The 22,744-nt window shown below is 66.9% G+C and carries 13 protein-coding genes and 1 tRNA gene; 6 read left to right on the forward strand and 8 right to left on the reverse strand.

Annotated features, from left to right (window positions below):
• Genes GA0070213_RS14650 through GA0070213_RS14665 form a run of 4 tightly spaced genes read right to left on the reverse strand, consistent with a single transcriptional unit; the run spans nucleotide 1 to nucleotide 4,160 of the window.
• A complete protein-coding gene (locus GA0070213_RS14650; protein ID WP_217628616.1) occupies nucleotides 1–846 on the reverse strand; it encodes a carbohydrate ABC transporter permease in 846 nt (281 codons plus the stop codon).
• A gap of 1 nt (nucleotide 847) precedes the next feature.
• The gene (locus tag GA0070213_RS14655) at nucleotides 848–1,801 is read right to left on the reverse strand and encodes a carbohydrate ABC transporter permease (RefSeq protein WP_091063018.1); all 954 of its coding nucleotides are present in this window, start codon (nucleotides 1,799–1,801) and stop codon (nucleotides 848–850) included.
• Nucleotides 1,801–3,090 carry an ABC transporter substrate-binding protein gene (locus GA0070213_RS14660; RefSeq protein ID WP_091063020.1) on the reverse strand — a complete coding sequence of 430 codons (1,290 nt, stop codon included), beginning with the start codon at nucleotides 3,088–3,090 and terminating at the stop codon, nucleotides 1,801–1,803. Before GA0070213_RS14660 ends, GA0070213_RS14655 begins: the two co-directional genes overlap by 1 nt.
• Complete coding sequence (locus GA0070213_RS14665) at nucleotides 3,087–4,160, reverse strand: LacI family DNA-binding transcriptional regulator (RefSeq protein WP_091063251.1); 1,074 nt, start codon at nucleotides 4,158–4,160, stop codon at nucleotides 3,087–3,089. The genes GA0070213_RS14660 and GA0070213_RS14665 overlap by 4 nt, the downstream gene beginning before the upstream one ends.
• A gap of 279 nt (nucleotides 4,161–4,439) precedes the next feature.
• Here GA0070213_RS14665 and GA0070213_RS31530 point away from each other — a divergent pair.
• Nucleotides 4,440–4,552 (forward strand) — tRNA-Lys (locus GA0070213_RS31530).
• Nucleotides 4,553–4,646: 94 nt separating this feature from the next.
• Here GA0070213_RS31530 and GA0070213_RS14670 read toward each other — a convergent pair.
• From GA0070213_RS14670 to GA0070213_RS14680, 3 genes are read right to left on the reverse strand one after another with little or no spacing between them, the layout of a single operon-like run.
• Entirely contained in the window at nucleotides 4,647–5,825 is a 1,179-nt protein-coding gene (locus tag GA0070213_RS14670; RefSeq protein ID WP_175441338.1) for a DNA adenine methylase, read from the reverse strand.
• A 5-nt stretch (nucleotides 5,826–5,830) separates the two neighbouring features.
• The gene (locus tag GA0070213_RS14675; RefSeq protein WP_139128671.1) at nucleotides 5,831–7,216 is read right to left on the reverse strand and encodes a DNA double-strand break repair nuclease NurA; all 1,386 of its coding nucleotides are present in this window, start codon (nucleotides 7,214–7,216) and stop codon (nucleotides 5,831–5,833) included.
• Nucleotides 7,216–9,264: a helicase HerA domain-containing protein gene (locus tag GA0070213_RS14680; protein ID WP_091063026.1), complete on the reverse strand. Its 2,049-nt coding sequence runs from the start codon at nucleotides 9,262–9,264 to the stop codon at nucleotides 7,216–7,218. Before GA0070213_RS14680 ends, GA0070213_RS14675 begins: the two co-directional genes overlap by 1 nt.
• Nucleotides 9,265–9,644: 380 nt before the next feature.
• On the opposite strand from GA0070213_RS14680, the gene GA0070213_RS14685 reads away from it, so the two are divergent.
• The 5 genes from GA0070213_RS14685 to GA0070213_RS14705 all read left to right on the forward strand — a co-directional run bounded on the left by GA0070213_RS14685 (nucleotide 9,645) and on the right by GA0070213_RS14705 (nucleotide 21,056).
• Entirely contained in the window at nucleotides 9,645–10,697 is a 1,053-nt protein-coding gene (locus GA0070213_RS14685; RefSeq protein ID WP_245716390.1) for a restriction endonuclease-related protein, read from the forward strand.
• On the forward strand, nucleotides 10,694–14,038 hold the full coding sequence (locus tag GA0070213_RS14690) for a pPIWI_RE_Z domain-containing protein (RefSeq protein ID WP_091063028.1): 3,345 nt from the start codon (nucleotides 10,694–10,696) through the stop codon (nucleotides 14,036–14,038). The genes GA0070213_RS14685 and GA0070213_RS14690 overlap by 4 nt, the downstream gene beginning before the upstream one ends.
• Nucleotides 14,039–16,618 (forward strand): pPIWI_RE module domain-containing protein, encoded by a 2,580-nt coding sequence (locus GA0070213_RS14695; protein WP_091063030.1) that lies wholly within the window; start codon nucleotides 14,039–14,041, stop codon nucleotides 16,616–16,618.
• 245 nt (nucleotides 16,619–16,863) lie between these two features.
• Nucleotides 16,864–17,730: a hypothetical protein gene (locus GA0070213_RS14700; protein WP_139128672.1), complete on the forward strand. Its 867-nt coding sequence runs from the start codon at nucleotides 16,864–16,866 to the stop codon at nucleotides 17,728–17,730.
• Nucleotides 17,730–21,056 carry a DEAD/DEAH box helicase gene (locus GA0070213_RS14705; RefSeq protein ID WP_091063034.1) on the forward strand — a complete coding sequence of 1,109 codons (3,327 nt, stop codon included), beginning with the start codon at nucleotides 17,730–17,732 and terminating at the stop codon, nucleotides 21,054–21,056. The genes GA0070213_RS14700 and GA0070213_RS14705 overlap by 1 nt, the downstream gene beginning before the upstream one ends.
• Nucleotides 21,057–21,256: 200 nt before the next feature.
• Here the strand turns inward: GA0070213_RS14705 and GA0070213_RS14710 are convergent, their stop codons facing one another.
• Nucleotides 21,257–22,195, reverse strand: a complete 939-nt coding sequence (locus tag GA0070213_RS14710; RefSeq protein WP_091063036.1) for a replication-relaxation family protein — start codon at nucleotides 22,193–22,195, stop codon at nucleotides 21,257–21,259.
• Nucleotides 22,196–22,744 lie beyond the last annotated feature (549 nt).

A 22,744-nucleotide genomic window follows, 5' to 3' on the forward strand; every position in this document is an offset into this window, starting at 1 on the left:
TCAACCTTTCACACCGGAACCGATGTCGGTGGAGATGAAGTGTCGTTGGAAGGCCAGGAAGAGGCCGACGGCCGGCGCGGCGAGCACACAGGCCCCGGCCAGCACGGCCCCGTACGGGTTGGCGGCGCGGGCCGCCACGTTGCTGATGTAGTTGGCCAGGGAGACCGCCAGCGGCTGCATGTCCGCCTGCTTGGTGATCAGGAAGGGCCAGAGGAACTCGTTCCACGGCCCGATGAAGGTGAGCAGCACCGCGGTCAGCAGCGCGGGGCGGACCAGCGGCAGCGCCACCGACCAGAGCAGCCGCAGTTCCCCGGCGCCGTCGATCCGGGCGGCGGCGAACAGCTCGTCCGGCAGTTGCAGGAAGAACTGTCGGAAGACGAAGACCGCGGTGGTGTTGATCGCGAACGGCAGGATCATCCCGAGGTAGGAGTCGGCCAGCCCGTACCCGCGCACGATCAGCACGTAGAGCGGGATCAGCAGGAGCTGGAAGGGGATCACCTGGACCAGCAGCACCAGGGCGAACAGCGTGCCCCGGCCACGGAACCGCAGCCGGGCCAGCGCGTAGCCGGCGAGCACCCCGAAGACCACGGTGCCGAGGATGACCCCTCCGGTGAAGATGCCGGAGTTGACCAGCGACCCGAGCAGGTCGACCCGGGAGTTGATGTCCCGGTAGTTGTCCAGGGTGAGGCCGGAGGTCGGGAACGCCCCGGCCACCGAGGTGTCCGGTTCGGACTGCAGGCTGCCGACCAGCATGTAGTAGAAGGGGAAGAGGAACAGCAGGGCCCCGGCGAACAGCGCCACGTAACGCAGCAGCCCCGGCCACCGGGCGGTGGAAGTCGGTGTCACGTCAGTCCCTCTCGATCAGCCGGCGGTTGACCCACGAGATGATCAGCACCCCGATCACCAGCAGCACGCCGATGGCGGCGGCCACGTCCGGCTGGCCCTGCTGGATGCCGCGCTGGTACATGACCAGCACCGGCGAGGCGGACGCCCCGTTCGGGCCGCCCCCACCGGTGAGCAGGTAGGGCTCGGTGAACAGGTTGGCGCCGGTGATGGTGGCCAGGATGACCACCAGGGCGGTCGCCGGGCGTACCGCCGGCACGGTCACCGATCGGAACCGCCGCCACCATCCCGCGCCGTCGACCGACGCCGACTCGTACAGCTCCCTGGGCACGTTCTGCAGCGCGGCGAGGTAGAGCAGGATGAAGAAGCCGAGCTGCTTCCAGACCACGAACACCGCGATGACCGGCATCGCCAGTCCCGCGTTGACCAGCCAGGACGGGTCGGGCGCCAGCGGGCCGAGCACCGAGTTGACCAGCCCGTCGGAGTTGAACAGGAACAGCCACACACCGACCACCGCCACGCTCGCGGTCACGTACGGCACGTAGAACGCGACCCGCAGAAACGTCCGGGCGTGCACCACCCGGTTCAGCGCGACCGCCAGCAGCAGGGCCAGCACCGTGGTCAGCGGCACGTTGATGACCAGGAAGATCCCGATGTTGCCGAACGACTGACGGACCGCGGGGTCGGCGAGCACCGCGCGGTAGTTGTCCAGCCCGACGAAGGGCCGGTCCACCGCCGCGCCCGGCGCGGCGAAGAAGTAGTCGTGGAAGCTCATCCAGACCGCGAAGCCCAGCGGGTAGGCGAACACCACGGCGATGAACACGGCGTAGGGAGCGGCCAGCACCATGCCGACCGGGTGGCGGCCCAGCACGGCCGTCACCCGGCCCCGGCCCGCCGGTCGCGGGCTCCGGGCGGCGGCCCCGGTGACCGGGGCCGCCGCGGTGTCGGCGGTGGACATCAGGAGCCGGCGGCGAGCTGGTCGACCTTGTCCGCGGCGCCGGCGAGGGCGTCGGGCACCGGCTTCTTACCGAAGATCACCGACTCGGAGTACGCGTCGCGGAACGCCTGCCAGACGGCGACCGAGTTCGGCACGTTCGGCACCTCGACCGTCCGGGCCGCCTGGTCGGCGAAGGCCTGGTAGGCCGGGTTCTTGGCGAAGTGGTCCGGGTAGGCGGCGGCCAGGTCGCTGCGCAGCGGCATCTGGCCGGTCTTGGCCAGCAGTGCGCCGTCCTGTTCCTTGCTGGTGGCGAAGCGCATCACGTCCCAGGCGGTGGCGCGGTTCTGGCAGGCGGAGTACATCGCGACGTTCTTCGCGTCGCTGAAGGTGCGGATCTGGTCGGCCGGCTTGCCGGTGGACGTCGGCACCGGCACCGCGCCCCACTTCACCTTGCTGCCGTACACCGAGATCGCCCAGGGGCCGACGATGGCCATGGCGGCCTTGCCGTCGGCGAACGAGTCGCCGTTGTACTTCTCCTTCGGGGCGAGCCCCTCGGTGTAGAGGGTCTTCCAGAACTCCGCGACCCGCTGGCCCTCCGGCGAGTCGAACTGGGCCTTGCCCTGGTCGACGAGCTGCTTGCCGTCGGTCTCCGCGGCGAACAGCGGATAGAAGTCGAACCAGGACTGGAAGAACTCGCTGGTCGGCGCCGGATAGATGGCGGCCTGCGCGGCGCCGGAAGACTTGATCTTCCGGGCGGCGGCGAGGAACTCGTCGTACGTCGCCAGTGAGGGCCGCTCCGGGTCGAGGCCGGCCTTGGCGAAGATCGTCTTGTTGTAGAAGATCATCACCGGGTTCGACTTCCAGGGCAGCTGGTAGAACTTGCCGTCCGGCGACTTGTACTGCTCCGCCGTGCCGCCGGTGCGCTCGTTGACGTATGCCGCGCCGCCGTCGAACGAGTCCAGGGCGACCAACCCGCCCTGTTTCTGGAACTGCGGCACGGCCGCCGGCGCGGTGTTGAAGATGAGGCACGGCGCGTTGCCGGCGGTGATGGCGGCCCCGATCACCTCCTCCGAGCTGGTGCCCGCCGGGATCTCCTGCGCGGTGATCTTCTGGTCGGCGTGCTGCGCGTTCCACGCCTCGACCATCGCCTTGCCCCAGGCCAACTCCTCCTGGTTGTTGGACAGCCAGATGTTGATCGGACCGCGGGCGGCGTTGGCCTCGGCGGCGTCGCCGCCACCACCGCTGCCGTCGCAGCCCGCGGTGACGGCGAGGGCGGCGGTCAGCAGCAGGGCCGGGAGGGTACGTTTCATGTCTGCTCCGATCGGGACGGTGCGGGCGGGCGGCGCCGCTGGGCGGGTGGTGCCGGTGGTGGAGCGGTGGAGGCCCGGACGACGAGCCGCGCGGGCGGCGTGGGCACGTCGGCCACGGGCTCGCCGTCGATGAGTTCGAGCAGGGCGCGCGCGGCCGCCCGACCCCACTCGAAGGGGTCGGTGCGCACGGTGGTCAACGTCGGGCTGACGTAGCCGGCCAGCTCGGCGTCGTCGAAGCCGGTCACTGACAGCTGCCCGGGCACGTCGACACCGAGTTCCCGGGCCACCGCGAGCCCGGCGATGGCCATCAGATCGTTGGCGTACACGATCGCGGTAGGCCGCTCGGCCCGGTCGAGCAACTCGCGGGTTGCCTGCGCGCCACCGGCCGCCGAGAAGTCCGACGCCACGCACGGACCGGCGGGTAGACCGGCGTCCACCAGCGCCCGCTCCCAGGCCAGCCGGCGGACCCGGCCGTGCAGGAAGTGGTCCGGCCCGGCGACGTGCGCGATCCGGCGGTGCCCCAGCTCGACCAGGTGAGCGACCGCTGCGGCGACGCCCGGCCGGTCGTCGATCAGCAGGGCCGGCCAGCGGGTGGGCGCCATCGGCCGGGCGATCGTCACCGCCGGCAGCCCGAGCTGTTCCAGCAGGGCGAGCCGTGGGTCGTCGACCCGCAGGTCGAGCAGGAAGACCCCGTCCACCCGGCCGTCGGCGGCCAGCTTTCGGTAGCCGGCCTCCTCGGCCGACTCCGGCACCACCTGCAGGACGAGAGCCTGACCCCGGTCGGACAGCGTCCGCTCCACCCCGGCGATGAAGGCGGGGAAGAACGGGTCCGCGCCGAGCAATTCGGGCGGGCGGGCGATCACGAGGCCGACCGCGAAGGCCCGCGAGGCCGACAGGGCGCGGGCCCGGTGGCTCGGCTCCCAGCCCAGGGCGCGGGCGGCGGTGAGGATCCGCTCGCGCGTCTCGTCGGCCACACCCGGCCGGCCGTTGAGCGCGAAGGAGACCAGACCCTTCGATACGCCGGCGGCGCGGGCGACATCGCGGATCGTTGGTCGACCTGGCCGGGTCACCGGCACCTCCCTCGTCGGGCGAACTACTAAACCGGTTTAAGCAACGGACGTTAGACCCGTTCCACCAACTCCACAACCGGTAGCGGCAGGTCGATGTGCGGCGGCCCGCCCGCAGGTCAGCCTGCTGATCGGGCGGATTTCTCCGGCGGACGGGCACCGGTTGCGACGAGCGCATCCCCCACCGTCACGGGCCCGAGGGGGCGACGAGAACATCGCTCGGACCCGGCAGGCGGCGGAAGCCGGGAGCCCCGAGCGTGGAGGTTCCGGTAGCCTGGTCGGGCGGGCCGCTAGCTCAATGGCAAAGCTGTGGACTTTTAATCCATAGGACTTGCCAAATTGCATCGACGTCCATCGAATCGGAATGCGGGTTGATCTGCAGCTTTGCGCCCGCAGTCACAGCAATCGCGCCCCATGTGGACCTGGGTGTCTCGTGGGGTGCTCGGCTGTTTCCGATGCGGCTGGGTGGTGCGTAGAGTCGCCCGCAGATCAGCCGGGCACCTCGGCGAGCAATCTGTCGTTGGATGGCACTGTTGCCGGTGGCAGCGTGGTGAGCAGGAGTTCCCGTGCAGGGCCGCGCCCAGTGCGCGAGGAGGCGGTGTAGTTCAGTGTCACGATGCGCTTGCTGATACGCCAAGCCTTGACACCGTTCAGCTCGCGGCTGAGTCCCGAGGGGTGCATCGCCTTTGCTGCATACAACGCGTCCTCCGTGAGCAGTCGCTCGTCGTAGTCGTACGACAGAATCCAGCGGTACTGCATCTCTTGCCGCAGGTACTCGGCCAGGTTGCGATGCTGGAGCGTGCCCATCCAGTCGAGATCCTTACCCGCCTGCGCTGCCTGACCATCATACGAAGCCCTATAGAGCTTGCCCGACTTCGAAAGGTAAGGCGGGTCGAGGTAGGCGACCACGCGGTCGGGGAGCAGCGTCTTATAGTGCGAGGCGACGCCGTGGAGCGTGGTCTTCCAGTCCGATCGCCAGACGTCCGCGATCCTCCTCGTCTCGTACAGGTGACCGATATATTCGAGCCGCTCGACTAAGCTCTTGAGGTTAAATCGGCATCCAATGCCGTACTCCGAGGTCTGTGCGCGACCGCCGATAGGGCCTGCCTGCCCATGGAGAATCCCTGAGAAGGTGGTTCGGTTGAGGAACAAGCACTTCGTGGCGAGTTCGAGGTCCTCAGTCGAACGACTGGTACCAGGAGCCGCCTTCCAGGCGCGCCAGTAGTCCCAGCGTGCCAGTGCTGTTGCCCCGCCGGCGGCGACGTACGTCGCATGCTCGTCGGCGATGCGCTCCACAAGCTCCTGCGTGCGAGAGGCCGCCACCTGCCAGAAAGCCGCCACCATCGGATCTGCGTCCGCAAGTAGCGCACGCTCGACGATGCCTGCACCAACCAGCCTGAGGGTGGTCGACGCGCCGCCGGCGAAGGGCTCCACGAGGAGGTCGACTCGCCTGACTTGAGCGGACCGCTGAGCGGCTGCAATGAGCTCGCCGATTACGTTCGACAGACCGCTCTTGGCACCCGGGTAGCGCAGGGGACTCTGGTACCGGCCTGCGGCCAGGGGATGCGCGACCTCGGCAGGCGCTTGGTCGATCTTGCGGGGCGTCGTTCCAACAGGAACCAAAATCTCCGTACGCGCCGACTCCTGTTCGCGTACGGCGCCGGTCACGGCGATCATGGTACCAGGCCGGTACTGCGGGCCGTTCCATCGAGACCAAGTCGCTTGCTAGCCACCAGCCGCAGTACGTCGGTGCCGACGCCGATGGGAAACGCCGCCTTTCCATGCGCGGCCGCCACGGGAATGACTCCGTCGATGTACATGGAGGAGCCCGTCCGGTCGATAACGTCGAGAATTGAAGGAAGCGTCGGGTAGTCCCTTGGGTTAGGCTGTCCCCCGTTCGCGTCGTATGGCGCGCCTGACGGTGGCATGACCGTTGGGACCACCACCCGGCCGTCCAGCGCCCGATATACGAATTTCCGTCCCCAGTAGGTCTCCTTGCCGTAGGCACGCGCATTGGTCGCGTTGGTGACGCGAGCGATGATCTGCTCGTCGCAAACAAGCAAATCGCCAGGGGTCAGCACATCATGGCGAGCCAACTGGCGCGCGTAGTCGACCATGGCACCCGACTTCTCGATACCACAGATAAATGGACCGACGCCCGGCGTGGTCGCAGACATCGCTTGGAAGTAGTCGAGGGCACGGCCTCGCAGCTTGGCCGGAGGTCCGTACACGGCAAGGGGCCCATCGACAATGAACAGGGTGGTAGGCAGTAGCTCCTGACGAGACTGCTCCCACAAAAGGGTAGCCAGCCCGACGAGCACAAGTAGTTCGACAACCGACATGAGCCGGCCGAGGGCAGACTGGTTGCTTCCCTCCTCGCCCACTTCCTCGTGGATGCGCAGGACGTCGGTGGGAAATAGGCAACTGCCACATGCGTCGCAAGCGACTCCGTCCGGCGGGACGCGCACGTCCTTGCTGCAATCTTCGCTCGGGCAGTTTACGGGCACCGTTGACGCAGGAACGCCCGGCTTCCCGTGTAACAGGAAGAGCAGCTCCGACAACGTCTGATTCAGACGATTGACTTCGACCTTCTTCGTACGGAAGAGCTGGTCGATCGCCTCTCGCCACGAGGTCGCGATGTCGACACCCTCACGGGTGTAGGCGCCGGCGACCGGAAGGTCGAGCGTCACAAGCGCCGTGTTGACAGCTCTTGCGATCTCGTAAGGGTCGACGAACTGCTGCGCCTTCTGCGTCTCAAGGATACTAAGGTCGAGATACGCCGCCGCAGCTTGCGCAAACCCATACAATACCGACGGCAATCCGTCCCGTACCCGCTCAACAACATACGACCCGTCAACGGCGAGGGCAGAGGACAGCGACGATGCTGAGGATTTGAGGTCGCTTCGGGGTCGGACTCGCTTGCGGATCTCCTCGACATCGCGCAGAACCTCGGCTGGAACGTGGAACGTACGTTGATCGGCGATGGCGCGGACTGCAGCGGTTGAGTGCCCGAGGCGTGAGGCGAGTTCGTGCGTCCCAGCGACTGTCTCGTAGGGCATCAGGCAACCGGCCCATCACCGTTCGGAGTCAACGGAGGATCACCCGCGGACCTGCGGGCTTCATTGACGAGCTCCAGATCGTAGCGATCGATCTGTACCGGAACGATGTATGGCGACGACAGGGTCTTAAGCCTTACGTAGCCGCGGTCCTCAGAGGCGATGATGGCATCGGAGAACGAGCCGAAGTCATAGAACTGGGCGAGTTCGCGAACTTCCTTTGTGTTGTTCAGGTGCGCAACGACCCAGTTGGCGGTGTTGGCCTTCACTTGATGCGCGACGCCCGAAACTTCCTGGGTGGCGTACGTCATGCCGAGGTTCAATTTGCTCGCCTCCTTGGCGAGCTTGACCCAGATGTCCCGGTCATCCTTGTAGCGGTCCGACGAGAACAGGTTGTGAGCCTCTTCGAGCATCACCTGAATGGCCGGAGGCTCCTGCCCTGCCGTGAAGACGGAGGTCTGGCGCTCAAGTAGCCGGGCCGTGATCGATTCGCTCAGGGCCTTGGTGATCGCGCTTGCGCCGACATGAAGATCGACAATGACGATGCGCCCTTGAACGAGTTCGTCGTAAATCTCGATTGCGGGATCATTCAGCGTCAGGGGGCTGTGGAATGGCCGCAGCGGGTTGAGGTTTTTCCAGCCGCGAACGTTGCGGTTCTGGCTCTTCGTCGTGAAGATCGGCTCCACGCTCGTCCATCGGACGTTCTTCGTGAAGTCCGCGGCGTAGGCGTCGCCCGCCTCTCGAAGCTCCACGATTGCATCTACGACCGCCTCCACATTCGAGGCACCCACAGCCACCATGTTGGCCGTCGACCCCGCTTGAACGAACGGATTGCGGCGGAGCTTGGCCGTGATTACCTGTTGAAACTCAGTCTTTATGTTGATACGAGCTCGGAAGTCAGGCGGCACTTCGAAGCCTGCCCGCATGAGCGCTCCGTAGAGAACGAGTCTCGCCCGCTGCGCGTGCGTGGTAGCGGACCGGTCGTTAGGAACATCCGCGTAGGACGCCCCCGCGAAGTCCTTCACGTAGCCCGCGTCGTCGGTGCTGAGCTCGCCGGAGATGAGGCTCTGGACCGCGTCGATCTGGTTCTCGGAGTAGAAGTTGATTGAGAGAGGCTTAACGTGAGACTGCTTCCCGTCTGCGCCGAACTTGAAGATTCTTACGTGCTTCTCACCGATAGCGGCGATCTCGGTGCCGTCTTGGGTGTTCGGGTTCGCGTACTCGCCCTGCGGGTCGAAGATCAACTGCCCCACAGGACGTTTGCCGGCAGAGCGCTGCCGCTCCGAGATAGCGAAGGTACGGGCAATGATGATCTTCGCGGTGTTCGACTTGCCCATCCGGGTCATGCCCAAGAGCGCGCTTTTATGACCGATGAAATCACGGATGTTGACCTCAACAGTAGCCGTGGCCTGCTTCGACGCTTTTGCCCGGCGACGAGTCGCGGAGTACCGAACAGCACCGATACGGACGCGTTCCACGGGACGACCGGTCGGTTTTAAGTACGACGCGATTGTGGAAAGCCCCTCGCCGACTGGCTTCAGTACCCGATATGTGGATGTGGCGTAGAAGTTGTCGACATCGGCACCGAATTCGAGAACCTTCCGGCCTTCGACGTCGTCCTCGTAAAAAGTGCCGAGAATCCTACAGCGTAGCCCGGTGAAGGATACGCGATTCTTCGTGAACGGATCCAAATCTACGTCGAGCACGACGGACGGCGATGGGTTCTGGCTGCTCGAGAGGGCGGCGCGAAGGGACTCCTCGCGAACAGCATGAAGGTCACTCTCCATCGACAGCGGTGACGTTCCCTCGACACGCAGCAGCAGAACTTCATCGTCATCGACCTGCGGGGTGTTGATGTCCTGAGCCGTGGCGAGCAGGAACGAATGCTGGGGTATGCCACCCGCGTCGAACTTCCAGCGGTCGTGCGTGAGAACGATCGCCTCGGTGTAGCCGATCCGGTAGATCGCACCGATCCGAGTTGATCGGTCGTCAGCCAGCAGCTGCGAGTTTAGCAACGACCCTGCGCCTACGCCAGGAATAAGATTGGTCATGCGGCTCCTCTGCCCAATCGAAGTGCCTAGCTTAGTGATCCATCACCGTCCACGGTAGACCCTGGCGGCCGGCGGCCGGCGGTCGCGCCGGCGTTGATGTGCGTGACCGCCACGGTTGCGGATAGCGGCCCGGCACCGCGGTGGACGCGGCGCAGCCGGCGCGGATCACGGAGCCATCGGTAACGGTGGTGCTGGCGATGAGGCCGTTTGTCGGCGATCCTCGATGCTGCGCTCCATGGCCGAAGTGTTGCGCATCCTAAACGAGTCGGATTGGCGCAGATACCTTGGCCTACGTCGTCCGCTGACAGAAGGTGCATGCATGATCGATTCGCCCGCCACCCCAGCGTGGCTGCCCGACCCGCAGATCGCGGTCGCGCAGCTTGCCAGCGGCATCCTCGAGTTACGCCCAGCAGACCGCTTCAGGCGACGCGTTTCGGCTGCCGTATCCGGCGAACCTGCAGCTCGCGCTGGACCGGCTGACCCTGCTCGCCTGGCATCAGGACGCCCCCGCGCCGGCCAGCGTGGTGGAGCTACTCCAGCTTGCGCAGGAGCCGTTCGGTGACTGGAAGATCGACCTCACCGACGCAGACGTCGACCCAGACGAGTCGCTGCTCATCTATGGCCGCCCGGCGGCGGCCTGCGAAGAATTGGGCAGCCTCCGTGGGGATGTCGAAGGCGAGATCCGCGAGAACGCGCTGTTGCGGGCGGTGATGGACAAGGCCCGGGCCCACAACGCGCCGCAGTCCTACATCGCGTTCCGCGAGCTCCTGATCCGGCAGCCGGCGATCGCAGCAATGGAACTCGACGCACGGCTCGCGGATCACGCCTTGGCGCTGCTGGCGAACGAGGTGCGGCAGGCGTACGTAGAGGCGCCGCCGGAGGCGATGGCGGACGGAGTGATCCGGACCTGTGGCGGATGCGGCGGTCTTCGGCTGCCACTGGATGACGACCGGACCTGGGTCTGCGAGGACGAGTCCTGCCCGGCCCCCGGCACGGCTGGGACGTACCATCCGGCCAGCGAGGGCGTGTGGTGGTTGCGGCGTGAGCTGCGCACCTTCATCACTGCACCGGGTCGTGCCGAGCTGCGCATCGCCGACGCTATCGGGAAGCTCGGCGTACCGGTCGCGTTGTGGCCGGACTTCGACGCCTGTGACATCTCGGTCTTCGAGGAACGACCCTGGGTGGCTGACATCAAGGCCTGGCGCAACCCGGTACGGCTGGCTCGACGGCTACGGGAGCGGCTGTTCGCTGTGTCGCCGGAGGCGGACAGGGCCTACGTCGTCATCGGCCAAGAGCAGGTCAAGGCGCATCCACGGTACGTGGCACGGCTACGGAAGGCGTGCCCCCAGGTACGGCCGGGACAGCGAGTCGTGGCGGTCTCCGAGGCGGAGTTCATCGGTGCCGTGAAGCGCCGGGTGGAGGCGGGGTCATGAGGCAGATCAACACCATCCGCAACCGCTTCACCCGCGCCCTTCGCGGCCACTACACCCCGATCGGGGACCAGCCTTCGCCGTCCCGGCTGATGGACACCGAATTATGCCTATATTTGCTGGAAACAGTCGCCGCCGACCAGACCGCCCACGGAGTACCCGCGTTACTCGACGGCTACCGGGCGCTGTGGGATGCGGTGCCGAGCCCACCAGCCGACGCGACGGTCCGACTCGCCAACGCGCGAGCCCTGCTGTGGCGTAGCCAACGCCCCTACGGGTGGGACGAGTTGCTGCGGGCGTACCTGTCCGCTCCTGAGGCAGTACGGGGTTACCACCTAGATCCGCTCGGCAGACCGCTACGCCGGCAGTGCCGGGTGGCGCCCGACAGGTGGGACTGGTACGAGCAGCTCCTTACCGAGCCGCTGCCCTTCGCCACAACAGGCGTACGGTTCGCCACGCCCGGCCGATACCGCATGAGCTCCACGGCGCGTGGTCACGGCGTGACCGTGCCGGACGGCCTTCCACCCGCGCCGGCTCCTGCTCTGCATGACCTGGCCGTCCGGACCCGGGCACCGATAGAGGTCACCTGGCAAGAGTTGGTGGCGGCCGCCCGAGGTATGGACGCCGCCGATCTGCAGGCCAGGCGTGCCCCTCACCGGTGGGAAGAGCGCCTGCAGGACGTCACGCTGCAGATCCGGCTGGCCGACCATACCTTCGGCGACGCCACCACCCTTCGCATCGACCGGATCCTGCACATGGTCGGCATGGTCAGCGTCGGCAAGAGCACGCTTGTGACGATTCTGGCGACCTGGGCCGCTCAGCATGACTTCCGGGTGACGATCGTGGTCGGCGATAACTCGGCAGCACTACGCATGGCGCACGAGCTGTCCTGGTACGACGGCGTAGTAGCGGCACCGGTCATGGGGCAGAACCGCACCCGACACGCGGAGCGGTTGCATCGGCTCCAGCCGCCAGCGCCTGGCCGACTTCTGCCTCCTGAGCCATACGGGTTCGAACTGGTCAGCACGGCCTGCCCGCTCGATGCGGTCCGGGACAAGGCCACCCCACTTGAGGTACGCGAGGCGCCCTGCCAGCACCTGATCGAGACAGATCCAGACGCCCCAGTGGATGGCTGGCGGGACGGGGCCCGGCGTGCCTGTCCCCTGTGGCATCGATGCCAGCGGCATGAGGCCGCGCGTCGACTGGTCACGGCGAATGTCTGGATCGCGACTCCGTGGAGTCTTGTGCACACCCCCGTGCCCGGACCGTTGAGCCACGAGCAGATGCGGTACCTGGAGGCGGCGTGGCGACGCAGCGACCTGATCCTGGTCGACGAGGCCGACCAGGTGCAGGCAAACCTCGATGAGATGTTCGCCAGCGCCCAGGTACTGCTTGGCCCCAGCCAGGAAGCCTGGATCGACGAGATCGGGGCGCGGGTAGCGGAGAAGCTGCGCGCGACCGGCCGCGCACCGGTCAGTTCCCGGCAGATCCGCCGGTTTACCACGGCCCTGAACCAGGCCCGTTCCGCAGCAGACATCATTTACCAGTTGCTGCAGCGGGACCGGGTGAGGGCGGGCAAGCCGGTGTTGAACTGGCTCGACCCTGACTACTTCACGGCCTGGACCTTATTCAACAGCCTTGCTCAGGACTGGGCCGGCTACACCGCCGCAAAGGGCCGCAGGCCGGACCCCGGCTGGGACACCGATCCGCTCTACAAGCTGCTGCGCGAGCAGTTCAACGCGTTCATCGACAACCCGACCGATGTATCAGGCGAGGTTGCTGGGGGCCTGGCCACCTTGGCCGAGGCGCAGCTGTCCGAAACCGAAGAGGAGACGCGGGAGGAGGCTGTCCGCCAGTGGCTGACCGAGCTGAGCGATCGAGAGCTGGTCGAAGGTAGGAAGATCGCGCCCACGGAGCTCGACCGCAACGTGTGGCGGTTAGAGCTGGCGGTCGCCGTAGCGGTGATGGCGCACCGGCTCAATCTGATGCTCGCTATTTGGCCGGAAGTCGCGGCCGAGCTGGACATGTTCGACACGCTCCCGGCGGAGGTACGCCGCCCGCCCAGCGACCTCGCCGTCGCCGTGCCCGAGTCCCCGATGGGCAACGTGCTGGGCTTCCAGCACGTCGAGGACGACACCGACCGCCGTGATGGCCAGCTGGGAGAGTTTCGGTTCTTTCGCTACACCGGCGTGGGGCGGGCCCTGCTGGTCGGCCTGCCGGACCTGTTCCCCGCCGAGGGGCCGGGGCCGAACGTGCTGCTGTTGTCTGGGACAAGCTGGGCCGGTACCTCACCTCGGTATGACATCGATGTACCGGTCGAGGCGATCCTGCGCCCGCCACCGCAGAAACTCGCCGCCATCTCCGAGACCACCTTCACCCTGGACATCCAGCACCAGGGCGAACGCAGTACCCCGATCTGGGTGTCCGGCCGCTACGGGGATGAGCGTGCGAGCGCTTTGCGGCAGATGGTAGCGGCCCTGACCCAGCCGGGCGCGGGTCCCGGGCGACCGAACCGGCTGGAGCGCGAGCGAGCCGCGCTGCCGCCCGGCCGGCAGAAGGTCATGCTGCTGGTCGGCAGCTACGCCGAGGCCCGCACCGTCACCAACGAGTTGCTTCGGCGCAAGTCCTCCTGGGAGGGGCAGGTGCGCTGCCTCATCGGCGATGACGAGTTGGAGACCGGCTGGGACGACGGCCACTTGTTGCGCCGCGGCGACGTCGCGGACTTCGGCACCGATGATGCGTGGCTGCTGGTCGCCCCAATCCTGGCCGTCGAGCGGGGGCACAACATCCTCAACAACGACGGCGTGGCCGCCATCGGCGCCGCATTCTTCCTCGTACGTCCTCACCCGCGGCCGAAGGATCTCAGCTACGTCACCCAGCGGATCAACCAGTACGCCCTCGAACAACTACGCCCGCACCCGCTCGACGACGACTGCCCGGCACACGAACGCCTCGTAGGTGCCGGCAGCCGGCGACGCCGAGTCGCGCAGCGTCAATGGCGGCGGTTGCTGCACGCCATGGTCGCCTACAGCCAGCTCGGCACAGACGAGCGCCAACGCGTGGCCTGGACCCAACTTGTCACCATCTGGCAGGTCGTGGGCCGGCTCTTACGCGGCGGCCAAGCCGCGAAGGTCTACTTCTGCGACGCCGCCTTCGCACCGGCCACTGCGCGCAGGAGCGACACCGACACCGACCTCGACGATGCCAGCACCAGCCTGCTACACGGCATGCGTGAAGTGCTGACCCCTTACTTCGAGCCTAACGGCGTCCACACCGATCGACACCTGGTACAGGCGCTCTACCAGCCCCTGTACCGCGCCCTCACCACCATGGGAGACCGCTGAATGGCACCCCGCTACGACAACCTCGCTGTCACCGTCCTGCGTCTCGATCCTGCAGCCCCGATCAAGCGCACTTACTACCTCATGCGGTTCCCTGGCCGCTGGAAGGAGCCACTGCGCCGGCTCGCCCAAGCCCAGCGCGGTGGCGACATCGCCAGCATCCCGATCGCCTCGCTCAACGACGCGCTCACCGCCCTCGTTCCCGACTGCGTCGTCACGCTTCCGTACGCCGGACGCGGCGACCACGACCAGGACTGGCTGCTTGCATACCGCGCGGTAAACCCGGCAGCCATCTTCAACCTGGTCGCGGCATGGGTACGCGCGCAGAAGGGCACCCCGGAGCAGATCTCCCTGACCCTGTCCGAGCTGCACGCCAGCCACCTCACCTGGTCGCCGGTTCACCTGGACCTAACGGCGCCGGAAGAGCGGCAACGGGCCATGCGCCTGCTCCCGATGGAGATCGCGGCGACGTTGTCCCGCCCGGACGCAACGTGCTCGCACAACGAGTTGCGGTTCTTGCGCTGCCCGAGCGCAGAGGGCGCGGAGATCATGTCCTGGCCGCCGGAGCGGATCGAGGACCAGACCCCATTCTCGGTCAAGATCGGAATCAGCGCACAGACCCTGCCCACCAGTGATGAGCTACTGGTCTATCTGTCGTACGGCGTGCGGCGCTGGATGCCCGTGCGAGGCAAGCTCGCCTTCGACCACGGCCACTCGGTGTACCTGGCGCCGACCGTGCCGTACCTTGCCGGCCTTGAGAACTCTCGTCACTTCGGCACCGCGCGGATCAAGCAGGTCAGGGTAACGGAGAGGGACGGCTCGAACAGCTATGGGCCACGCTGGGACGACGCCCTCGCGAGGGTACTGAAGGACGCCGGTTGCCTCGACCGCCTGCCCGACCCGCAGCAGCTGGTCGACAAGCCACTGGACTACCTGCAGCGCCATGGCGACGCGGCTGCGCTGGTCTACAGCACCGGCATGCTCTCGGCTGAGAAGGTCAGCGCCGGGCTGTCGGTCGCCGATCGCCAGCCGCTGATGGACTGGGTCATCAGCGAGCTCAGCCCACACCTACGTCCGGCCACGGCGCTCCCCCGCGAAAAGTGCACTGTGTACAAGGGGCTTGGCGGCATCAGCGAGAGCCAGGTCTCGGCCACCTATCTCGGTGAGATCGTCGGGCCACGCCTAGACATCGAGCTGCTCACCGACACCGACCGTGCCACGCAATACGCCCTCGACCAGCTCACCACCCGTCTCGGTCTCCCGATGCCCCGCGCCGAGCAGCTCGACGAAACCGGGGCTGACATGGACCTCGGCGCGGTGACCGTCGGGATCCGGCGGCTGGCGGCACCGACGATTCGCGCCGACCTTGACCGAGTCGGACGCCGACCGCAGGCCGCGGTGGAGGCTCGCATCGAGCACATCGCCGACACCCTTGGCCAGGCGGCAAACCCGACAATCGCCCTGGTCGAGATCGCCCACCCCGACGCCTATCAGGGACGACGACGCGGCGACGATCCCAAGTTCGCCATCCGGCACGGCCTGCTGCAGACGGGACGGCTCAGCCAGTTCGTCACCCCGGTTGCCGAGCCGAAGCATCCCCCTCGCGCCCGTGAGGGCAGGGAGCCCTCTGACCCAAACCGAGAGCGGTTCGCCGCAGCCGTCGATGACCTGTTCCGGCAGCTCGGCGTACGCCCCGAACCACTGCCTGAGCCGGCGCAAAGTACCCTCATCCGGCGACCAGCCCTCCTCGCCATCTGGATGATCCGCCAGAACAAGGGACGCGTCTGGGGGCTCGCCCGACAGGTCCCGGTCGCCGTGCTCCTCGACCCCACCGGCCAGAACGTGGAAGTCCGTGCGCCCAAGGTGCCCTGGCAACCTCTCCACACCGGGCTCGTGGAGATCGGTAAGCAGTACGTCAACGTCGACCTCAAGTGCAGCCCCGACGACGTGATCCGGTTTGCCAAGGACGTCATCGACGAGGCCACCAGCGCCTTCCCCGACACCCTCCTACTCACCCATGCGCAGAACCTGCGCAGCGTCTGGAACACCCTCACCAACGGCCGCATCCAGCTCGACAGCCTCGGCTTCGGGGCCGGTGAACCTCAGCCGATCAGCAAGCTGCCCGGTCTGCGCCATGTACGCGTTCGCACCGCTGAAGGCGGCGAGACGCCGGAGTGCTACGGCGTGACCGACGACGGCACGGGCCAGCCCAAGGGCTTGTGGCGCTTTCTGGTCCCTCGGGTGTACGGCAGCACCACGGGCAAGCCCAGCACTCACTCCGGAGCGCTGAAGGGCGTGTCGAAGCTGATCCCGGGCGAGCACAACGGCAAGCTCACTGCCCCGAAGCCGAAGGCCCAGGTATGGAACCCGCAGTTCATCGAGGTGCTCGTGGCGGGGATCCAGGACGGTGACCAGCCCGAGCACTGGGCGGCGCTGGCGCATGAGCTGCGAGATGCAGCACCGTACGTGCGGGGCACGACCGTCCTGCCGTGGCCGCTTCACCTCGCTGAGCAGATCGAGGAGTATCTTTTGCCAGCCAAGATCGCTGACCTTAGTTCCCAAGAGGCTCTCGGGGACGATTAGGGGCGTGGCCTCCCGGGACCTCCGTAGGGGGAGGCCACGACCACGATCAAAATGCACTCGGCCGCGGCCGCCTATGTCGACTACGTGCGCTGCCCTGCCCCGGCATGAGGGCAGCCGCCAGGCATGGCTTGCACGGCAAGCCGACACTGACAACCCGCGCCTTGCGGCTGTTCAGGGATGATCGGCCAGGACGCGTATGCACACGACCGCGGAGCGGGAAGGGAGAAGCAGAGTTGGGCGTTGGCGTGGGCAGTGTGATCGACCTTTTGACCGCAGCGCTCGACGAGATCGAGAGATGTGTCGTTTTCCACCCCGGCAACACGGCGTCGAGCCACACGGTTGTCCTCATCTCCGGGCTGGACGCCGTAGAGATCCCCGTCGTCATGGGTCGGTACCTCGTCGGCACGCTGGCCGGCGCCGTGGGCATCGACGCGCAACTGTCGGAGGACCTGCTGGCGCGAGGTGTCGACCGCCGTGAGGAGATCCGCAGAACTGTCACGTCCCTGATCGGTAACGACAATGTCTTTATGACGGAGGCTCAGCGGCAGGTTCGCGACACGCGCCGCAACGCATGGATCGGCGAAGGTGTCGGGCACGCCCTGTTGATGCTCAGTGCCCGCCGGGAGACCTCGTGCGTCGATGGGCGGATCTGCACGTTGTCCGAGATGCATCAGACGGTCACACGGCAGGGCCTAGATTCGGTGGGCACCTACGTGCAGAACGGCGTGCTCGGCGTGTCCATCGGCGAAAGCAAGTCGACCGAGTCGAACGCGGGAACCAACTTCGGCGAGGCGCTGAACTTGTTTGCTGAAGTGGAGAAGGGCATTCACGGCCCGGACCTGCGCGCTCGGCTTTCCGCGTTCCGCTATGTTCTGGAGCCGGGTCTCAAGCAGCAGGTCAAGGACTCGCTGTGGAGCGACAACGCGTCCTACCTGCCGATCATTGTCTACCAGGATGACTACGACTTCACGACCGCTCGACCCAAGTTCGACCGGATGAGGACGCCGCTCGAGCGGCGTCGGGTCATCGTCGTGCAGTTGCCGAACTTCCACGCATTCTTCGACGCCGTTGCGGACGCGATGCGTGCAGCGGTCGATGAGGTGGTCGCCTAGTGTTCAACCGGGGAATCAACAACCTGCTTGCGGCACTGCCCGCCATCGCCGACCTGACCGTCGATCAGATTCGCCGGATCCTCACCACGGCTTGGCTCGAGACCACCGGCCCGCGGCTGGGCGCCGATCAGCGTGCGGCGGCGTCGGTGGAGATGCTCCGCCGACTGGCGACGGCACTGGAACTGCACGCGATCCTGCCCCTTCAGGCCGAACAGCTTGTCGTCCGGGCGTGTGCCTTCGTCGCCGCAGAGGCCCTGACCATCGCGCATGACCTAGCAAACGCCGACGAGACGGACGAGCAACTTCGGGCTAGCAACGGCTCCCGGTTCTGGTTGTTCGGGCCCGAACGCAGCTTCGAGCGGGTCGAAGCCGCCTTGCTCTACCTGATCGCCGGGTACGACGCCAATGCTGCGCTGACGGTCGCCAGCATCGGCGCCGGGGACGTAGGAGACGACAGCCCAGAAGGGCCGATCGCCACCTGGGCGGTGCGGCGAATTGTGGGCCTATGTCGTCTGGCACCGGCGGCCGAGGTCGCTGCACCGGCCCTCGACCAGGAAGCACATCCGACTCGTATCCTGGTTCGGCACGAACTGTGGCGCCGGATCGGCGTCCACGTCTCCGACCATCTCGACTGGCTCATGGTCCGCACGGGGGCCGACCCGAACGCCGGCGCTGCACTGCGGTCCCTTGCCGAGCGGCTCGAGAACCGGGACCAGGTACCCGCACGGCCAGCCGCCCACCCCGACCTTCATCACCTGCTGCTCCTGCTGGCCGCCGCCTGCGACGAGACGGGCTCCCGGGCGCTGCGGGCGGTACCGCCTCCGCCGCAGGACACCGGGGACCTTTTCGCGGCCTACCAGCGCGACCGTGCCGCGAGTCGGCCGCTGCTCTGGCCCGCCGCCCAGGAATACGCGGACGCAACGCTCCCCGGGCCCGAGGTCCACGCCGTGGTGGCAGTACCTACCAACTCAGGCAAGTCATCCGTCGCCGAACTCGCCATAAGCCAAGCCTTGTGCCGGGGCTGGGTCGTTTACCTAGCGCCGACCAACGCGCTCGTCGGCCAGATCCGCCGACAGGTCGCTGACGTCTTCGGCCGTGCGACGGTACGAGAGTTCCTGGGCGGCGCCGAATACACGCAGCTGATCGGTGAGTCCCTAGAACAGATCGAAGACCGGCAGGTCCTCGTTATGACCCCGGAGAAATGCTCCCTCGCGCTGCGGCAGAACCCGGAGGCCTTCGAGAAACTGGCCCTGTGTGTCTTTGACGAAGCGCACCTTCTCGGTGACCGGGCCGGCCGCGGCGTGATCGCCGAGCTGGTTATCGCAGAGATCATGCACCGTGCCCGGCAGGCGCGACTGCTGCTGATGTCCGCCCTAATCGCCAACCCCTCCGACCTCGGAGCATGGCTCAGCCAGGCGACTGCAACACCCACGGTCGTGATCAACGAGCCCTGGCGTCCGACCCGCACCCTCCGCGCGATCGCCGGCATCGACCGCGACCGCGGCAACGCAGCCGCCAACGCCGCCTACCAGCAGCTTCGGGTACTCCCTCCCCACCGCAAACGGCAAAAGTTCAACACGCCCATCGCCCTGCTTGCTGGTCTGCAGGGCGCGTGGGCAAGCCAAGCCGTCAACGACTACACGCTCGTGCAGACCGACATCGAAGTACCTGCCGCGGTCACCCGGAACGCCCGCTGGGACCCCGCCGGCTACTGCACCCCGGCCACTGCCGCGATCGTGCAGCGCCTCGGCCTACGCGGCGACAAGATTCTCGCCTTCCTGCCACGCAGCAAACACGACAGTTTCCACGCAGCCGGCATGACGCAGTTCGCCGCTGCGCCAACCGACAGCACAGTCGAAGCTCTTCTGCACTTGGCCGAACTCGAACTCGGCGTATCGTCGGCGCTTCGCGCACATCTGCGACACGGCGTTGCCGTACACACAAGCGCCCTGCTCCGCGAAGAGCAGCGTGCCAGCGAGATCGCTTTCGAGCGCGGCCTTGCCGTCGCCATGTACGCCACCGGAACCATGGCACAAGGGCTCAACCTCCCCGCCACCGCCGTCGTCATCGGCGGCACCGAGATCGGCTACGACAACACCTCCACCGCACAACAGCGACGTGATCAAGCCCGTGCACAGCTACTGAACGCAATCGGGCGTGCCGGCCGCGCCCACATCGCCCCTCGCTCGATGGCTATCGTTGTGCCGAACCGGGCCATCGTGCTCAGCTCCTCGGCGGACGCCCAGCGCGCCGTGCGCAACGCGGAGTTCCTGCAGGACGAAGACGCGTCGTCAGAACTAAGCAGCGCGCTGGACGGGCTAATCCGCGACGCACTCTCCGGCGCACTGACGCCCGAGGACATGACCGCCGCAGAACACACCGCATTCAGCTTCCTGGCCTTCGAGGACGGTGACGAGGACGACACAGCGCAGGTGATGAGCAAAACCTGGGCCGTCCACCGAGCAGGCGCGCAACACCGGGTGCCGGAGATCACGAACGCGATCACGGTCACGGGCAACACCTTCATCCACTCCGCAGGCGCACCCGCGTGGGTTGCGTTCGCCGCCCACCAATCCGGCATCGCGCTCCCCGAGACCGCCACGCTCTACCGATACCTGCGGGCGCGCCTTGAGAGCACTGCGGCACCAGGCACGATCACATCCTGGGCAGACCTGATGCTGGATCTCCTCGAACAGCTGCCTCCGGCGCAGCTGCGACGCATCCTGCCGTCCACCCCCTATGGGGATGCGAGCAAGCTGTCAAACATCTTTGACACTGGCGCCGCGCGCACGGACGCCTGGTCTGCCTACCGGGCGGCGCTGCGTTCATGGATGAGCGGCGAACCGGTCATCGCGGTAGCCGACCACATCCACTCCAGAAGCGTCGCCGGTAACGCTAAGCGTGGTCCGCAAGATCCGCTTCCGCGGGCAATCACCGTCACCAGCGACGCCTTTCGGTTCGGACTCCCCCTCATCGCGGGAGCCCTCACCGCCATCGTCATGCTCGGCCAAGAACGCGAACCCGACGGTCCATGGGCGCTGCCGGCCGAAGCCGTCAGGGCGCTAAATCTGCTCCCACTAGCCGTGCGATCAGGCGCGGACACACCGGACTCGCTCGCCTGGATCCGCGCCGGTGTCCATACCCGGGTCGCCGCTCACCTGCTCGACGACCTGCTGTCTGCCCCTCCCGGCCAGTCCGACGATCAACTCCGACGATGGGCACATGGACGCCTGATGGAGTTGTACGACAGCTCGCTCCCTGGTCTGGCCACAACGACACAAGCCGCTGTGATCTCCGCGTTGCGGATCGTTCGTGAGGCCCGGTAGCCAAGGCGAGATATGGGGCCCTCAGCTGGTTGTCTGTGCGGGTCGAGTTGCTTTCAGGGCGCGGTGTCGACTTGTTGCCTCGGCTGGGCAGGGTCTTCACGGCGGTGTCTGGCGAACGTCGTTGTCCTCTCCTGGCGGTCACGCCCGTTGCCGCTTACCGGATCCGGCCCGGTCCACGCACGCCGTGTGTTCCGCTCCCCTCAGTAGGCGGCCCGCTCGTCCGGGGTGGGCTGGCCGCGGGTGGGGTATTGATCGTCGTGGTGGGCGTCGATGTAGGGCAGGTCGAGGAGGCGGTGACGGCCGGTACAGCCGGGTAGTTGCCAGACCCGATCTGCTGGGCTGGCGGCGAGTGCAGTGCGCAGTTCGGCGGTGGTGGTGGCGATGACCGTTTCCAGGCTGATGCCGGCGAGGCGGTGGTGCAGGTTCGCCTCGCGTCGTGCGGAGGGCAGGTGCAACAGCACCGGCCACGCCCAGGTGCTCATGGTGTACAGCCGCTCGTACTTGATGACTTTGTCGATGAGGACCTGGAGGTTTTCCCCGCTGGTGTCGTACTCGAGGAAGAACGGCACGGACCGCCCGTGCTCGGCCCACACCCCGGTGCCGTCCGGCCGGGGGAAGCCGGTCGGTCCGGCGAGGATGAACTGCGGGTCGTCGCCTTTGCGGTAGAGGGTGCCGGGTTCGTGGTAGGCCGATGCGGGCTGCCAGCGGACCAGCTCGGTGTCGGGGTGGGTGCGGGCGTGGGCGGCGAGGTCGATGAAGACCTGGTTGCCGCCGAGCAAGTGCGGCAGGTCCGGCCGGCGGGTGAGTGATTGTTTGCGGCGGCGGGCTTGGTCGCGGCGGCCTCGTGGGAGTCCGCGTTGGGCGTGGACGTGGTCGTAGCCGAGTTGGTCCAGGACGTAGTGGTAGGGGTAGGAGCCGCCGTCGGCTTTGTTGGGTCGGAACCGGTCGACCGCTCGCAGGGCGGTGAGGCGGCGTAGCCGGCGTTGGGTGAAGTCCAGGGACGGGAACAGGGCGGCGGCGATCTGGTCGGTGGTGAGCACGCCGTGGTCGTAGAGCCAGCCGAGGAGGCGGTCGTCGCGGGCGGTGATGCTGGCCTGCAGCCGCAGTAGCGGATCCGCTGCTGGTAGGTGTCTACCCATCGGCACAAACCCCTGGGGAGAGACCCGAGACTGGAGGGTCTGTCTGGAGCGGTCCCAGACTCCTGACAGCGGGGCTGGCCTGGGGTGTGAGCGGCCGCGAGGGGTCAGGTTGGGGGTCAGGATCAAGACGGACGGTAGAACGGAGGTCGGCACTGACTGCTGAAGCGCCGGGCACAGCGGGTCTCGTTTGACGGTGCGGTGAGAGTGGGTGTGAGTCGGGCAGGTGAGGCTGGTGAGGCTCGCGGTGCGAGGTGATCATCGTTGTTGCTCCAAGGTCGCAGGTGCGAGTGGATGTGAGGTTGGGGCGTTCCGTGGCCGCAGCCGGCGGGAGTAACCGGAGCTCCGTAGTCGCGTCACGGAGGCCTGGTTGGAGATGGCAACCTCCCTGGTCTCGCGCGTTTGGCCGAGTTTCGCGGGCAGGGATATTGTCAGTCGCCTGCCGGTCGAAATTGGTCACCGCGGCTGCGGCCTGCGGTGTGAGAGCCGCCGGCGACACCGTTCAGGTTCGGATCAAACGGCAACCTCCGGTAGTCCCCCTTGCAGCGAGCG

The sequence above is a fragment of the Micromonospora humi genome, from assembly GCF_900090105.1.
Lineage (GTDB): Bacteria > Actinomycetota > Actinomycetes > Mycobacteriales > Micromonosporaceae > Micromonospora > Micromonospora humi.

Coding starts and splice junctions, on each gene's coding strand:
- GA0070213_RS14655 (WP_091063018.1), bottom strand. CDS start 1,801: ATGTCCACCGCCGACACCGCGGCGGCCCCGGTCACCGGGGCCGCCGCC.
- GA0070213_RS14660 (WP_091063020.1), bottom strand. CDS start 3,090: ATGAAACGTACCCTCCCGGCCCTGCTGCTGACCGCCGCCCTCGCCGTC.
- GA0070213_RS14675 (WP_139128671.1), bottom strand. CDS start 7,216: ATGCCCTACGAGACAGTCGCTGGGACGCACGAACTCGCCTCACGCCTC.
- GA0070213_RS14680 (WP_091063026.1), bottom strand. CDS start 9,264: ATGACCAATCTTATTCCTGGCGTAGGCGCAGGGTCGTTGCTAAACTCG.
- GA0070213_RS14690 (WP_091063028.1), top strand. CDS start 10,694: ATGAGGCAGATCAACACCATCCGCAACCGCTTCACCCGCGCCCTTCGC.
- GA0070213_RS14695 (WP_091063030.1), top strand. CDS start 14,039: ATGGCACCCCGCTACGACAACCTCGCTGTCACCGTCCTGCGTCTCGAT.
- GA0070213_RS14710 (WP_091063036.1), bottom strand. CDS start 22,195: ATGGGTAGACACCTACCAGCAGCGGATCCGCTACTGCGGCTGCAGGCC.